The organism is Corallococcus exiguus, from assembly GCF_009909105.1.
GTDB classification, from domain to species: domain Bacteria; phylum Myxococcota; class Myxococcia; order Myxococcales; family Myxococcaceae; genus Corallococcus; species Corallococcus exiguus.
On sequence record NZ_JAAAPK010000011.1, the window covers coordinates 366,345 to 379,762 of the forward strand.

Genomic DNA, 13,418 nt, shown 5'->3' on the forward strand with positions numbered 1-13,418 from the left:
CCGAATGGAGGCCGTATCCGTGAAAAAGCCCACCCTCGTCACTGAAATCTCGAAGGAGTTCACCTTCGAGGCCGCGCACCGCCTGCCCAACGTTCCGGAAGGGCATAAGTGCTCGCGGGTGCACGGCCACAGCTACCGCATCGAAATCACCCTCCACGGCCCCGTGCATCCGCAGTTCGGGTGGATCGTGGACTTCGCGGAGCTGAACGCCGCCTGGCAGCCGCTCCACGCCCAGTTGGATCACCGGCTGCTCAATGACGTCCCCGGCCTGGAGAACCCCACGAGCGAGCTGCTGGCCGCGTGGCTCTTCGAGCGCGTGAACGTGCCCGGCACCACCGTCGCGCGCATCCGCGTGGCGGAGACCTGCACGTCCTCGTGCACCGTCTACGCCGCGGAAGGCTGAAGCCGCTTCAGCGCTCTATCTGGCCCAGGTTGGCGTGGATGACCGCGCCATTCAGGACAGGGGTGGTGGCGCAAAGGTAGAGCACGCCGGCGATCTCCTCCGGCGTGATGAGCCGCCCGAACGTCGTCATCCCCGCCACGCTCGCCCGGACGGCGGGGTCCGTTCCCATGTGCTCACGGAGCATCTCCGTGTCCGTGAAGCCGGGGCAGACGCAGGCGGTGTGGACCTGCGTCCCCGCCAGGTCCTGGCAGGTGGCCCGCATCATCCCGATGAGCGCGTGCTTGGTCGTCACGTAGGACGCCACGCCCTTCACGGCCTTCTCCCCCAGCGTGGATGACACGTAGAGCAGGGACGAGCCGTCCGTGAGCAGCGGCCGCGCCAGGCGGTTGAGCACCAGCGGGGCCACCACGTTGACCTCCAGCACGCGGCGCAGGTGGTCCGCGTCCATGGTCAGCGCGTCGTCGTGCTCGTAGAGGGCCGCGTTGTGCACCACGCACATGCGTCCCTGCCCAGCGCCGTCGCGCAGCGCAGCTTCGACCGCGGGCTCCCAGCCCGGCACGGCCAGGTCCACCGGCACGTTGACGACGCCCGGCACGGTGCAGGGGCTTCGCGACACGTTGATGACGCGCCAGCCCTCCTTGCGAAACCGCTCCGCCGCAGCCCGGCCAATGCCCCGGCTGGCGCCGGTGATGAGGACCTGATCAGACATCGCGTTTCCACTCCCAGGAGGCCCACTGGCCAGGGCCGGAGGCGCACTTCACCACCAGCCCGGTGATGTGGTCGCGAGCCATGCCGCTGCCGTCGCCCACCAGCTCCTCGCCGAAGACGCGCGCCAGCTCCTCCAGCGACACGTTGGCCACCGGGAGCACCGTGACGTCGCGCGCGAGGAAGCGCAGCTCCTCGCCGTTGAAGTGCGCCACGTGGTTGCCCTTTTCGTCCCGCTCCAGCCGCAGGTGCTTGGAGCGGCTGGGGAGGAAGAACGTCTCGTTCCAGGACTTGCAGCGGTTGATGATGGCCTGCTTGAGCGGACCGTAGTCCGAAAGCAGGCCATCGTCGGCCACCTCCCCCGTCAGCGCGACGTAGACGGAGAAGTTGTGCCCATGCAGGTTCTCGCGGTGCGTGGCGGAGAAGATGGTGAAGTGCCCCGCGGAGAACTTCATCTCTTCCTTGTGCAGTTCGAGGGTCGTGGTGCGCGGAGCCATGGGATGGCCCAGGGCATACCACCCAGGCCCAAGGCCGGACTAGAAGAGGAAGTCCGTGGTGAGGAAATCCGACTCTCTGCGCGTCAGGATGGATTGGACGAGCGCGGTGTTGTCCGGCGTCGTCTTCGTCGCCACCAGCGTGCGGATGGAGAACACCCGCAGCGCGTCCGCCACGGACAGCGTCCCTTCCGCGGAGTCCTTGCGGCCGTTGAACGGGAAGGTGTCCGGCCCGCGCTGGCACTGGCAGTTGAGGTTGATGCGGCCCACCTGGTTGGAGAACGCGTCGATGAACCGTCCGACGCGCGCGGAGTCCTTCCCGAACAGGCTCAGCTGCTGACCGAACTGCGACTCCACCACCAGCCGCACGGCCTCCGCGTCGTCGTCGAAGACCATCACCGGCACCACCGGGCCGAACTGCTCCTCCGTGGCCAGCCGCATGTCCCGCGTCACCGGGTACACCACCGTGGGTGAATAGAACGACTTGGCCCCCTGCCCGCCCGTCTGGTTCACCACGCGCGCGCCCTTCGACACCGCGTCGTCCACCAGCCCCTGGAGGTACGTCGCCTTGCCCGGCTCCGGCAGCGGCGTGACGGCGACGCCCGGGTCCCAGGGCATGCCGGGCTTGAGCTTGTCCACGGCGGCGGTGAACTTCGCGAGGAACGCGTCCACGATGTTCCGGTGCACCACCAGCAGCTTGAGCGCCGTGCACCGCTGGCCGTTGAAGGACAGCGTGCCGGTGATGCACTCCTTCACCGCGTTATCCAGGTCCGCGTCCTCCAGGATGATGGCCGGGTTCTTCGCGTCCAGGCCCAGCACGGACTTGAGGCGGTGCGGGCGCGGGTGCATGCGCTTCAGTTCGCTGGCGCCCTTGTTGGTGCCGATGAAGGCGAACAGGTCCACCTGCCCGCTCTCCATCAGCGCGCCCACGGTCTCCCGGCCCCGGCCGTAGATGATGTTGATGACGCCGGGCGGGAAGCAGTCGCGGAACGCCTCCAAGAGGGGCCGCACCAGCAGCACGCCGAACTTCGCGGGCTTGAACACCACGGTGTTGCCCATCAGGAGCGCGGGGAAGAGCGTGCTGAAGGTTTCGTTCAAGGGGTAGTTGTACGGCCCCATGCACAAGGCCACGCCCATGGGCGCGCGGCGGATCTGCGCCATGATGCCCTGGTCCTGGACGAAGCGGGACGAGGTGCGATCCAGCTCCTTCAGCGCGCGGATGGTCTCCACGATGAGATCCACCGTGCGGTCGAACTCCTTCTCCGAGTCCGGCTGCGTCTTGCCAATCTCCCACATCAGCAGGTTCACCACGGCGGTGCGCTGGGCGCGCATGGCGGTGAGGAAGCGCTCCACGTGCTCGATGCGCTCGGCGACCTTGAGGGAGGGCCAGACGCCCCGGCCGGAGTCGTAGGCCTTCACCGCCGCCGCCAGCGCGTCCAGGGACTCACGCGAGGTGAGCAGCGGGGTCGCGCCAATGACCTTCTGCTTCAGCCCGTCCGGGGTCCGGACGAACACGGGGCTCGCCACCGGGTTGAGATCACCGGCCCAGGTGCGCAGCTCGCCTCCCACAAGGTACTCGCGCTGCTCCAGATAGGCAGGCAGCCGCACGCCGGGGGGAATCTGCTCTTCGGTGGGAAAGAGGGTGTCGAGTGCCGTCATGGACGGCCTTTCTAATCAGACACCGCGCCCCCGGCACGGTTTCCCTTCATGATGAAACCATGATGAGGAGACGAGCCCCCCATGCGGTTCGATGCGGGGCGCATCTGGATGATGGCTCCACCCTGATGCGCGAGAGGTGGTCCATGCTGAAGTCCCTCCTGAGAAGCACCCTGCCGCTGTTCCTGATGATGCCCGCCGCGCCCGCCCTGGCCCAGCCGGACGCGGGCGCCGCCGCCACGAGCGTCATCATCGGCACGGTGATTGACACCGAGACCAAGAAGCCCTTGCCGGACGTGGTCGTCACCGCGACCTCGCCGAGCCTGCAGGGCGAACAGTTGGTCGTCACGGACGTCCATGGGAACTACCGCATCCCCCAGCTTCCCGCGGGCACGTACACCCTCCGGTTCGAATTGGAGTCGTTCAAGCCCTTCGCCCGCCCTGAAATCCAGCTGCTGCCCAACCGCACCATCCGCGTGAACGTGGAGATGCTCCCCGAGAGTTTCTCGTCGACGGAAACCCTGGTCGGCTCGCCCCCCGTCATCGACGTGGGCGGGACGAACCACGGCGTCAACGTGGACCAGGAGTTCATCAAGCGCATCGCGGTGGCACGCCCGGTGGGCAAGGGCGGTGCGACGCGCAACTTCGAGTCCCTGGCGGAGTCGGCGCCGTCGAAGGCATCGGATTCCTACGGTGTCGGCATCGGAACATCTGGGCCTGGAAATCGCTACGTGTATGACGGCCTGACCACGAACGACCCGTCGCGCGACGGCGATCCGAACAGCAACAACGACCGCGCGCGCGCCCCGTCCTGGGCCCTGCCGTACATGCACGTCGTCGTCCCGGACGGCACGCCGCAGACGGTCTACCGCGCGCCCCAGGCCTCGGCGGTGCCCACGCCGCAGCCCGCGCCCGAGCGCACCGTGGCCCCGAAGAACCAGCGCTTCTTCGACATGTACTTCAAGGGCTACGGCGTGAACCCCACCGTGGACACCGAGGAGGAGCGCTTCTCCACCTTCTCCGTGGACACGGACACCGCGTCGTACACGCTGACACGCGCCTACCTGGAGCGCGGCGCGCTGCCGGACGAGCAGGCCGTGCGCGTAGAGGAGTTCATCAACACGTTCGACTACGACTACGCCAACGCCCCGGACGCGCCCTTCAGCGTGAACGTGGAGGGCTTCCCCTCCCCCGCGCGCAAGGGCTACCAGGTGGTGCACATCGGAGTGAAGGCGCGCGACGTGAGCCGCGCCGAGCGCAAGCCGGCGCACCTGGTCTTCGTCATCGACGTGTCCGGATCCATGAACATGGAGAACCGGTTGGGCCTGGTGAAGCGCTCGCTGCGCCTGTTGGTGGACGCGCTGGATGAGCGCGACTGGGTGTCCATCGTCGTCTACGGCAGCACCGCCCATCAGGTGCTGGCCCCCACCAACGCCACGCAGAAGGCCGTCATCCTGAGCGCCATCGACAGCGTCCAGTCGGAGGGGTCCACCAACGCACAGGCGGGCATGGAGCTGGGCTACGCGCTGGCCGCGAGCCACCTGGTGAAGGGCGGCATCAACCGCGTCATCCTCTGCTCGGATGGCGTGGCGAACAACGGCATCACCCAGGCGGACGGCATCTGGGAGCGCGTGAAGGAGCAGGCGGCGGCGGGCATCACCCTGTCCACCGTGGGCTTCGGCATGGGCAACTACAACGACGTGCTGATGGAGCGGCTGGCCCAGGTGGGTGAAGGCAACTACTCCTACGTGGACAAGCTGGAGGAGGCCCGCCGCATCTTCGTGCAGAACCTCACCGGTACGCTCCAGGTGGTGGCCAAGGACGTGAAGCTCCAGGTGGAGTTCGACCGCAAGACCGTGTCCCGCTACCGCCTCATCGGCTACGAGAACCGGCTGCTCACCAAGCAGCAGTTCAACGACGACCGCGTGGACGCGGGCGAGGTGGGCGCGGGCCACGCCGTCACCGCGCTCTACGAGGTGAAGCTGCGCGACCCGGCGCAGACGAACTTCGGCACGCTGCGCATCCGCTACAAGGCCCCGGAGGGCGGCAGCTCGCGCCTCATCGAGAAGGCCATGCCCATGACGCTCCTGCGCCCCGCCTATGAGAAGGCCGCGTCCCCCACCCGCCTGTCCTACGTCGCCGCCGCCTTCGCGGAGAAGCTGCGCGGCTCCTACTGGGCGCGCCCGCTCACCTACGACGCGCTGGTGTCGCTGTGGGAGGAATTGGGCACGACCCTGAAGACTCGCGCGGACGTGGTGGAGCTGGGCAACCTCATCCGGCTGGCGAAGAAGCTGGACCGCCGCGAGGACCGCTTCGAGTCCTTCGCGCCGGTGCGCACCATGGACGCCGACCGCGTCCCCACCATCAAGTAGGGACTGTCCGGATGCCGCGCAGGCTGCTGCCCACCCTCGTCGCACTCGTGCTCGGCCTCGCCGGGCTCGCGGTCGGCCTGGGCTATCTCCACCGCATCTTCGCCGCGGAACGCGAGGATGCGCGGGCCTCGCTCCGCTCCCGGCGCGAGGCCCTGGAGCAGTACGCCCGCGCGTCGTTGGGGCAGGCGCTGCGAGAGGGACTGGATGCCTCGCGTTCCACGCTCGCCGCGGCGAAGGAGGATCCGCTCGTGGCCACGCCGGGGCTGTACCTGCGGGAACAGGGGGAGCAGGTGCTGCCGCGGCTGGCCCTCTTCGATACGGCGGGGGACTCACCCGCGAAGGACCGCTACGCGCGGCTACGCGCCGGCACGGAGGTCGCGGACGAGGACGAGGGGCCCTGGAAGGAACGGCTGGAGCGGATGGCGCTGGTGGAGCAGTCGCTGAAGGCGAAGGACCGGCGGGCCACGCTGCTGTCGCTGATGGCGCTGCTCCAGCACCGCGCCCGCTTCGTGCTCGCGTCCACGAGGGACCTGCCCTCGATGCTGGTGGTGCTGGAGGACGTGGCGGCGCGGGGCGACGTGGTGCCGGACCTGATGCGGGCCCTGGTGCGCGACGGGCTCGTGGATGGACAGGGCGGTGGGCGGCTGGAGGGCTTGCAGCGGCTGCTGTTGCTCAAGCGCTCGCGCCTCACACCAGAGGACTTCGACTTCCTGCGCGGGAAGGTGGTCGCGCTCTCCACGCGCGTGGGCGTTCCGGTGGCGGACTTCGAAGCAAGGACGCGCGAGATGGCGTCGACGCCGCTGCCCCTGCCGGAGGACGTGCGGGAGCCCGTGCTGGCGCGGTCCGGCTGGTACCTGGAGCCGCTCCAGGGGAGCGACGTGCGCGGGCTGGCGCTGGACCTGTCAGGGCTTCTGGCGGGGCTCACCCGCGAGATGAGGGAGCGCGGCCTGCTCAAGGCGGACGGACACGTGACCCTGCCGGGGGATGCGCCGGTGCTGACGCTGGCGTCTCTGCCGGTGGCGGTGGAGTCGCCCGAGTGGACACGGGGCGAAGAGGCGCTGGAGAGCCGCTACCGGATCAAGACGCTGATGCTGGCCCTGTGCGCGGCGCTGGCGCTCACCATCGCGGTGCTGGCCTTCGTGGCACAGCAGCGCAAGTACCGCTTCCTGGAGCTGAAGAGCGACTTCGTGGCCACGGTGTCGCACGAACTGCGCACGCCGCTGGCCTCCATCCGCCTGCTCGCGGAGACGCTGGAGTGGCGGGTGGCGGAGGGCGCGGACGCGAAGGACTACCCCGCGCGCATCATCCGCGAGGCGGACGGGCTGGGCTTCCTGGTGGAGAACCTGCTGTCCTTCAACCGCATCGACAAGGGGCGCTGGGTGCCGAAGCTCGCGCCGGTGCGGTTGGACGAGCTGGTCTCCAACCTGCGCCGGGACCTGGAGTCCGGCGCGCCGATGCCGGTGGAGCTGACAGCGGACGTGGACGCGCGTGAACTGAACGCGGACGCGCAGTTGCTGCGGCTGCTGCTTGCGAACCTGACGCGCAACGCATGCGCGTACAACACGCGAAGCCCCGTGCGCCTGCATGTCCAGACGCTGTCCGGAGGGCGCGTGCACTTCACGGACAACGGCACCGGCATCCCAGCGTCCGAGTGGGAGCACGTCTTCGGCGAGTTCTACCGGCTGTCCGGCCGCGACGGCCGCGAGGTCCCCGGCAGCGGGCTGGGGCTCGCGCTGTGCCGGAAGATTGCCCGGCTGCACGGAGGCACGCTGCGCGTGGCGGCCTCCAGCGCCGAAGGCACGACGTTCGAACTGACCCTTCCCGAGTACCGTCCCGAGGCCCGGAGCAACGCATGACCATCGCCGCCCCCACCGTCCTCGTCGTGGAGGACGACCCGAACCTGCGGCTCGCGCTGCGTGACAATCTGGAGCACCAGGGAGGCTACGCCGTGGAGGAGGCCGCCACGGTGAAGGAGGCGCGCGAGCACCTGTCCCGCCGCGACTTCCAGCTCATCCTCCTGGACGTGATGCTGCCGGATGGAGACGGCTACTCGCTCTGCCGCGCACTGCGAGAAGAAGGCCTGGGCGTGCCGGTGCTGATGCTCACCGCGCGCACGCTGGAAGAGGACGTGGTGCGCGGCTTCGAGTCCGGCGCACAGGACTATCTGGGCAAGCCCTACCGGCTGCGCGAATTGCTCGCACGTGTGGGCGCCCACCTGAAGCGCGGTGGCGGCGTGGCCCCGGCGAAGGTCCTGCGCTTCGCGGGCTACAGCGTGGACCTGGACCGGCGGCGCGTGGATTCCCCCGAAGGCGCGGAGGTGGAACTGACGCGCAAGGAGTTCGACCTGCTGGCCTTCTTCCTGAAGGAGCGCGAGCGGGCGCTCAAGCGCGACGAAATCCTGGACGCGGTCTGGGGCACGGACGTGGTGGTGGATCCACACACCGTGGACAACTTCGTCTCCAGCCTGAAGCGCAAGCTCAAGTGGACCAGCGCCTCACGCTTCTCCATCCAGACCGTGCGCGGCGTGGGTTACCGGATGGAAATCGAGCGAGGCTCCTGACCGCTTGTCAGCCCCGGGACCGCGGGAAAGACTGGCCGCATGGCCTCTGCTCGCCGCGTCCTCGTCCCGCTGCCCGATCATGATTTCGACGTCACCGAGGTGGCCGTCCCCTGGCGCCTGCTCACCGACGCGGGCCACGAAGTGGTGTTCGCCACGGAGAAGGGCCACATGCCCGCCGCGGATCCGCTGCTGCTCACCGGCGTGCTCTTCGGACAGCTGGGCGCGGATCCGGAGCCCAAGCGCTTCTATGGCGACCTCACGCTCACGCAGGCCTTCCAGAAGCCTCTGACCTGGGACGCGGTGACGCCGTCGGATTTCGACGCGCTCCTGCTGCCTGGAGGCCATGCGCCGGGCATGCGGCAGTACCTGGGCAGCGGCGCGCTCCAGGCGAAGGTGGCGGCGTTCTGGGCACTCCAGCGGCCCGTGGCGGCCATCTGCCACGGCGTGCTGGTGCTGGCGCGCACGAAAGACCCCGCCACCGGTAGGAGCGTGCTCCACGGCACGCGCACCACGTGCCTGCCGAAGTACATGGAGCGCTCCGCGTACCTGCTGACCGCGTGGAAGCTGGGGCGCTACTACCGCACCTATCCCGCGTACGTGGAGGAGGAGGTCGCCGCCGCGCTCGCGGACCCGAGCCACTTCGAGCGAGGCCCCCGCGTCCTGTCCAAGCGCGGCACCGCGACGGACCACGCGCCCGCCTTCGTGGTGGAGGACGGGCGCTACGTGTCCGCGCGCTGGCCGGGGGACGCGTACCTCTTCACGGAGCGCTTCCTGAAGCGTCTTTCGGATTCCCCGGATTGACTGGATATCTAGCCTGATGGCATGAAGCCAGGAGACTTTGTTCTTTCAGAAAACAAAGTCTACCTGGGACGTACAAATACACCTCCCAGGAGTTCCTCCATCTGCTGGCGGTACCCATGGGAGACGTCATGAGCCACAAGGGAATGATCCGCGGTCTGTCGTTGCTGGGAGTCGTGGGCGCGCTGGCGGGCTGTTCAGGGCCGGAAGCCGGAGACACCGCGCAAGAAGCCGTGGGCCAGGTGGAGAGCGCCGCCGTGGTGTCGACCATCACGGAGGGCGACTACGTCATCCGCTCGGTGCGGACGAACAAGTGCATCGACGTGGCGTCGTCCAGCACGGCGGACGGCGCGAAGGTGCAGCAGTGGGACTGCAACGGCACCAACGCGCAGAAGTTCCACATCTCGCCCACGTCGGGCGGGTTCTGGAAGATCATCAACGTCAACAGCGGCAAGGCCCTGGACATCGTGGGGGTGAGCACCGCGGAGAACGCCGTCCTCCACCAGTGGACCTACGTCGACGGCGCCAACCAGCAGTTCCAGTTCATCAACCGGGGCGGCACGCAGTTCAGCTTCCACCCGCGCCACACCGGTATGGCCATGGACCTGTCGTATGGCCTGCCTGACAACGGCACCCTCATCGTCCAGTACCCGTTCTACGCGGACCGCGACAACCAGCGCTGGACGTTCGACAAGGTCTCCGGCGGCGGGACCGGGGGCGGCTCGGGCTTCGGGGGCATCCTCACCCGCGACATGTTCAACACCATGTTCCCCGGCCGCAACGGCTTCTACACGTACGACGCGCTCATCGCCGCCGCGAATGGCTTCCCGGGCCTGGCGACGACGGGTGACACCGACACGCGCAAGCGCGAGGTGGCCGCCTTCCTGGCCAACGTGTCACACGAGACGGGCGGGCTCGTGTACATCGAGGAGATCAACAAGGGCGACTACTGCGACACGTCGTGGGGCCCTCCGGGGTGCAGCTGCGCCCCGGGCAAGCGGTACTTCGGACGCGGCCCCATGCAGCTGTCGTGGAACGGCAACTACTGCGCGGCGGGCAACGCGCTGGGCCTGCCGCTCCAGGCGAACCCGGACCTGCTGGCCCAGGACGCGAACGCCGCGTGGCGCACGGGCTTCTGGTTCTGGACCACGCAGAATGGCGCCGGCTCCATGACGGCCCACAACGCCATCGTCAACGGCGCGGGCTTCGGTGAGACCATCCGCACCATCAACGGGTCGGTGGAGTGCTACGGCCGCAACCCCGCCCAGGTGAAGAGCCGCGTGGACACGTACAAGCACTTCTGCAACCTGCTGGGCGTGAGCCCCGGCAACAATCTGGAGTGCTAGGCCCGGTGCGGGTGGCGCTCAGCGCCTCTGGCGAGCGCCACCTGCATCCGTCAGACACGCCCCTAGCGGGCGGGGGCCTGGTTGCGCCAGATGAGCAACACCTGGTTGATGGTGTTCACCCACCGCCGTGCGGCGTCCGCGTCCTCGTAGATGCCGTCCTTCATCAGCTTGAAGACGAAGTCGTTGCCGTCCTGGAGGAGCAGCCGGATGCCGTCGCCCTTCCAGAAGCTCTCGCGCACCTCCGCGCGGGCAATGTCCTTCAAGTAGAAGTTGAAGAGCAGCGTGCCGTTGGCGTCCTCGGCGAAGACGCGCTTGCTGGTCATCGTCGCCAGGTAGGTGCCGAAGAACGTGTCATCGGGCCTCCGCGTCGCCACCAGGGACTGCAGCTGGATGTCTTCCTTCGGGGCCAGCAGGACCTTCGTCTTCATGACTCCCCCTCCTCGGACCTGCCGCCCTGGAACAGCGGGCCTTCCTTGTAGAGCTCTGTGTATCCACACGTGTCACAGACCGCGGCGAACAACGAAAGGACCTGCGGCGTCGCGAAGCTGTCGTCCGGCTGCAAGGTGTAGCGGCTGGGGGGGACGGTCAGCAGGGTGTTCGGGCAGTTGATGCAGAGGAGGGTCTTCGACTCCTTCTGCACAGGGTGTGCGCGCAGGGGCATGGACTCAGTCCTCGGTGATCTTGTTGTGGCCGCGAGGCGTGTTCTTGTTGATCTTGTCCCGCGCCGCCTGGTCCTTCATCCGCGCGATGTCCGCCTGCGTCTGCTCGTGACGGTTCGAATCGATCCGGTCATAGGCGTCGTCCATGACGGCCCCCAGCCCCCGTCCCACCACGGCAGCCCCGCCAATGGCCTTCCCCACGCCCCGCACGACCGAGCCGCTGCCCGGATACACGAGGTCCGCCACCCCGGAGACCAGGCCCACGGCCCCCGCGACCTTGCCGATGGCGTCGTAGGTCTTGTCCCGCTGCTGCTGGCTCGCGGAACGGCCATTCCCCGCGGCCTCGATGCCGGCCATGACCGGGTCCTCCGCCGGCTCCTCCCCCGAGGAGGGCATGCTGAAGGGGTCTTCCGTCTGGGAGCGGTTGCTCCCGAAGAAGCCCCCCTCGTCATCCGGCATGACGGCCGGCATCTGCAAATCCGCCTGGCCTCCGGGACGCCGGAGCGGCTCGGGAGCGTCGGAGAAGAACCCCGCTCCAGGCTTCCGGCCCGGATGCGGAAACTCCTCCTGGGGCGGGGTGGGCCCGCGCGGACGGAGCCGCACCTCTTCCACCCGCGCGGTGTTGGACTGCGGAGCCTCGTCCTCTTCGTCGAAGAAGCCAGCCATGTTTCCCCCTCATGGGATTATTCCCACGGCGCTGCACTCCCAATCCTGGGCCGCGAAGTGCGACCCCGTCAAGACAGGGGGTGGAGGGGGACGCGGCGGGTCCCGCCGTCAGGGAAGCTGTCCCAGCAGTTCGAAGAGGGCCTCGCGCGTCAGCCCCGCCGCGTCGCGCGCCACCGTCTCCAGCAGCCCCCTGGCACGGCCCAACCGGGCCGGGTCTGCTTCCTCCAGCGCGGCCACGGCGGCCTCCTGGAGCTCGCGCGACGCGGCCGGGCCCAGCTGGCCCTTCAGCAGGAAGAGGGCCTCCGCCGCCGGAGCGCCGGAGCGAACCAGCGCCACGGCGGAGCGGGCCGCGACGTGTGGACTCTCGTCGCGGAGGTGCTCGCGCAGGGCCGCGATGGCCTCGGGCGACAGCGGACCGCGCAACCCCAGCAACGCCGCCGCTTCCTGCCGGATGGGCGCTTCCGGCGCGGTCAGCGGGCGCAGCAGCGCGGACTCCAAGCCTGGCAACGCGGGCGCGGGCCGCGCATCTCCGTTCAACTCCTCCAACAGGCCCCGCAGCGACACCAGGGCCAGGTAGAGGCGCGCTCCGTCGGAGTCGCGCACCTGCTCCAGCAGCCGGGGCGCGGTGAGGTCCGGCGCCAACGGGGCGAGCGCGGCCAGGGACTCCAGCGCGGAGAGGGCCACGGCCTCCTCGTCCTCCAGGAGGGCCAGCAACTGGCGCAGCTCCGACGCCGCGGCGGTTCCCAACCGCCCCACGACGCGCGCCATGGCGCCGCGCACGGAGGCCCTCGGGTGCTGGAACAGCCCGTCCAGCGCGGCGAGCTGGAAGGGATCCACCCGGCACACCCCGGCGAGCACGCTCGCGGCGTTCTCCAGCGCCGGGGCGTCCGCCTCCATCCGCGTCAGCGAAGCCAGCACGCTCTGGACGGCGAGCCCGGCGAGGCCCGGCTGCGGAGGCCACCAGCTGCGCTGCAACAGGAACAGCAGGGGCTCCGTGACCGCCGTCCCGGGCCGCCCCAGCTCCTCCAGGAGCGCTCGCGCGGTCCGCTCCCGCGCCGCCGGCTCCCCGGATATCAGCAGCTCCTCCAACGCCGACTGCGCCTCCTCGCGTGTTCCCGCATCGTGCGAGGACAGCCGCCCCAACCCTTCCTCCACCGTGCGGACACGGCCCTTGCTGCGCTCCGAAGACATGGCTCCACGCTAGCGCAACACCCCGGGGGCCCGGGGCTTCAACACACTGCTCAGACCTGCGCTATCTGGATGAGGTTCCCGCAAGTGTCCTCGAACACAGCGACGGTGACGGGGCCCATGACGGTGGGCTTGCTGCGGAACACCACGCCGAGTTTCACCATGCGTTCATATTCCGCTTCACAGTCATCCACGCCGAACGACGTCAACGGGATGCCCGCGTCGAACAGCGCCTTCTGGAACACTCGCGCGGGCGCGAAGCCCATGGGCTCCAGCAAAATCTGCGTGCCCTCCGGCGCGTCCGGCGCGACGACGGTCAGCCACCGGTCCTTGGGCCCCATCGGGACATCCACCTTCAGCACGAAGCCCAGGACCTCCGTGTAGAACTTCAGGGCCTTGGACTGATCATCCACCATCACGCTCGTCACGCTGATCTTCATTTCGTGTCTCCTGGGGGGTTGCCTGTTCCGTCCACTGCGTGAAGCGTGCTGGGGCTAGCAGGCTGCTGAAGAAGTCGGTTTCGGGCCGGACGCGCTGCTCCACGCGAGTCCGGTTCGTCAATGAGAGGTTT

At 68.8% G+C, this 13,418-nt stretch carries 14 protein-coding genes; 6 read left to right on the top strand and 8 right to left on the bottom strand.

What is annotated here, in order from left to right; translation table 11 throughout:
• Positions 1-4 precede the first annotated feature (4 nt).
• Entirely contained in the window at positions 5-403 is a 399-nt protein-coding gene (queD, locus tag GTZ93_RS34320) for a 6-carboxytetrahydropterin synthase QueD (RefSeq protein ID WP_139916050.1), read from the top strand.
• 7 nt (positions 404-410) lie between these two features.
• On the opposite strand, the gene GTZ93_RS34325 is transcribed toward queD, so the two are convergent.
• The 3 genes from GTZ93_RS34325 to GTZ93_RS34335 are packed head-to-tail and all read right to left on the bottom strand — an operon-like array spanning position 411 to position 3,261.
• Complete coding sequence (locus GTZ93_RS34325; protein ID WP_139916051.1) at positions 411-1,112, bottom strand: SDR family NAD(P)-dependent oxidoreductase; 702 nt, start codon at positions 1,110-1,112, stop codon at positions 411-413.
• Positions 1,105-1,605, bottom strand: coding sequence for a 6-pyruvoyl trahydropterin synthase family protein (locus GTZ93_RS34330; protein WP_120576760.1), 501 nt, complete (start codon positions 1,603-1,605; stop codon positions 1,105-1,107). The genes GTZ93_RS34325 and GTZ93_RS34330 overlap by 8 nt, the downstream gene beginning before the upstream one ends.
• Before the next feature lie 39 nt (positions 1,606-1,644).
• The gene (locus tag GTZ93_RS34335) at positions 1,645-3,261 is read right to left on the bottom strand and encodes an NADP-dependent glyceraldehyde-3-phosphate dehydrogenase (protein WP_139916052.1); all 1,617 of its coding nucleotides are present in this window, start codon (positions 3,259-3,261) and stop codon (positions 1,645-1,647) included.
• A gap of 143 nt (positions 3,262-3,404) precedes the next feature.
• Here GTZ93_RS34335 and GTZ93_RS34340 point away from each other — a divergent pair, with 143 nt between their 5' ends.
• From GTZ93_RS34340 to GTZ93_RS34360, 5 genes are all read left to right on the top strand, one after another.
• Positions 3,405-5,630 (top strand): YfbK domain-containing protein, encoded by a 2,226-nt coding sequence (locus GTZ93_RS34340; RefSeq protein ID WP_257979026.1) that lies wholly within the window; start codon positions 3,405-3,407, stop codon positions 5,628-5,630.
• A gap of 11 nt (positions 5,631-5,641) precedes the next feature.
• The gene (locus tag GTZ93_RS34345) at positions 5,642-7,486 is read left to right on the top strand and encodes a sensor histidine kinase (protein WP_139916053.1); all 1,845 of its coding nucleotides are present in this window, start codon (positions 5,642-5,644) and stop codon (positions 7,484-7,486) included.
• Positions 7,483-8,190 carry a response regulator transcription factor gene (locus GTZ93_RS34350; RefSeq protein WP_139916054.1) on the top strand — a complete coding sequence of 236 codons (708 nt, stop codon included), beginning with the start codon at positions 7,483-7,485 and terminating at the stop codon, positions 8,188-8,190. The genes GTZ93_RS34345 and GTZ93_RS34350 overlap by 4 nt, the downstream gene beginning before the upstream one ends.
• A gap of 39 nt (positions 8,191-8,229) precedes the next feature.
• Entirely contained in the window at positions 8,230-8,991 is a 762-nt protein-coding gene (locus tag GTZ93_RS34355; RefSeq protein WP_139916055.1) for a type 1 glutamine amidotransferase domain-containing protein, read from the top strand.
• Positions 8,992-9,119: 128 nt separating this feature from the next.
• Complete coding sequence (locus tag GTZ93_RS34360) at positions 9,120-10,334, top strand: glycoside hydrolase family 19 protein (RefSeq protein ID WP_139916056.1); 1,215 nt, start codon at positions 9,120-9,122, stop codon at positions 10,332-10,334.
• Positions 10,335-10,396: 62 nt separating this feature from the next.
• Here the strand turns inward: GTZ93_RS34360 and GTZ93_RS34365 are convergent, their stop codons facing one another.
• From GTZ93_RS34365 to GTZ93_RS34385, 5 genes are all read right to left on the bottom strand, one after another.
• Positions 10,397-10,762, bottom strand: coding sequence for a hypothetical protein (locus tag GTZ93_RS34365; protein WP_120566647.1), 366 nt, complete (start codon positions 10,760-10,762; stop codon positions 10,397-10,399).
• Positions 10,759-10,995 carry a hypothetical protein gene (locus GTZ93_RS34370; protein WP_121778537.1) on the bottom strand — a complete coding sequence of 79 codons (237 nt, stop codon included), beginning with the start codon at positions 10,993-10,995 and terminating at the stop codon, positions 10,759-10,761. The genes GTZ93_RS34365 and GTZ93_RS34370 overlap by 4 nt, the downstream gene beginning before the upstream one ends.
• Positions 10,996-10,999: 4 nt before the next feature.
• Positions 11,000-11,659 (bottom strand): hypothetical protein, encoded by a 660-nt coding sequence (locus tag GTZ93_RS34375; protein WP_161663231.1) that lies wholly within the window; start codon positions 11,657-11,659, stop codon positions 11,000-11,002.
• A gap of 108 nt (positions 11,660-11,767) precedes the next feature.
• Positions 11,768-12,850, bottom strand: coding sequence for a HEAT repeat domain-containing protein (locus GTZ93_RS34380; RefSeq protein ID WP_139924103.1), 1,083 nt, complete (start codon positions 12,848-12,850; stop codon positions 11,768-11,770).
• Positions 12,851-12,900: 50 nt separating this feature from the next.
• Positions 12,901-13,287: a VOC family protein gene (locus GTZ93_RS34385; protein ID WP_139924101.1), complete on the bottom strand. Its 387-nt coding sequence runs from the start codon at positions 13,285-13,287 to the stop codon at positions 12,901-12,903.
• Positions 13,288-13,418: the final 131 nt, after the last annotated feature.

Bases quoted from the DNA above. Each gene is read 5' to 3' on its own strand.
- queD (WP_139916050.1), top strand. From the start codon at position 5: ATGGAGGCCGTATCCGTGAAAAAGCCCACCCTCGTCACTGAAATCTCG.
- GTZ93_RS34325 (WP_139916051.1), bottom strand. From the start codon at position 1,112: ATGTCTGATCAGGTCCTCATCACCGGCGCCAGCCGGGGCATTGGCCGG.
- GTZ93_RS34330 (WP_120576760.1), bottom strand. From the start codon at position 1,605: ATGGCTCCGCGCACCACGACCCTCGAACTGCACAAGGAAGAGATGAAG.
- GTZ93_RS34335 (WP_139916052.1), bottom strand. From the start codon at position 3,261: ATGACGGCACTCGACACCCTCTTTCCCACCGAAGAGCAGATTCCCCCC.
- GTZ93_RS34340 (WP_257979026.1), top strand. From the start codon at position 3,405: ATGCTGAAGTCCCTCCTGAGAAGCACCCTGCCGCTGTTCCTGATGATG.
- GTZ93_RS34345 (WP_139916053.1), top strand. From the start codon at position 5,642: ATGCCGCGCAGGCTGCTGCCCACCCTCGTCGCACTCGTGCTCGGCCTC.
- GTZ93_RS34350 (WP_139916054.1), top strand. From the start codon at position 7,483: ATGACCATCGCCGCCCCCACCGTCCTCGTCGTGGAGGACGACCCGAAC.
- GTZ93_RS34355 (WP_139916055.1), top strand. From the start codon at position 8,230: ATGGCCTCTGCTCGCCGCGTCCTCGTCCCGCTGCCCGATCATGATTTC.
- GTZ93_RS34360 (WP_139916056.1), top strand. From the start codon at position 9,120: ATGAGCCACAAGGGAATGATCCGCGGTCTGTCGTTGCTGGGAGTCGTG.
- GTZ93_RS34365 (WP_120566647.1), bottom strand. From the start codon at position 10,762: ATGAAGACGAAGGTCCTGCTGGCCCCGAAGGAAGACATCCAGCTGCAG.
- GTZ93_RS34370 (WP_121778537.1), bottom strand. From the start codon at position 10,995: ATGCCCCTGCGCGCACACCCTGTGCAGAAGGAGTCGAAGACCCTCCTC.
- GTZ93_RS34375 (WP_161663231.1), bottom strand. From the start codon at position 11,659: ATGGCTGGCTTCTTCGACGAAGAGGACGAGGCTCCGCAGTCCAACACC.
- GTZ93_RS34380 (WP_139924103.1), bottom strand. From the start codon at position 12,850: ATGTCTTCGGAGCGCAGCAAGGGCCGTGTCCGCACGGTGGAGGAAGGG.
- GTZ93_RS34385 (WP_139924101.1), bottom strand. From the start codon at position 13,287: ATGAAGATCAGCGTGACGAGCGTGATGGTGGATGATCAGTCCAAGGCC.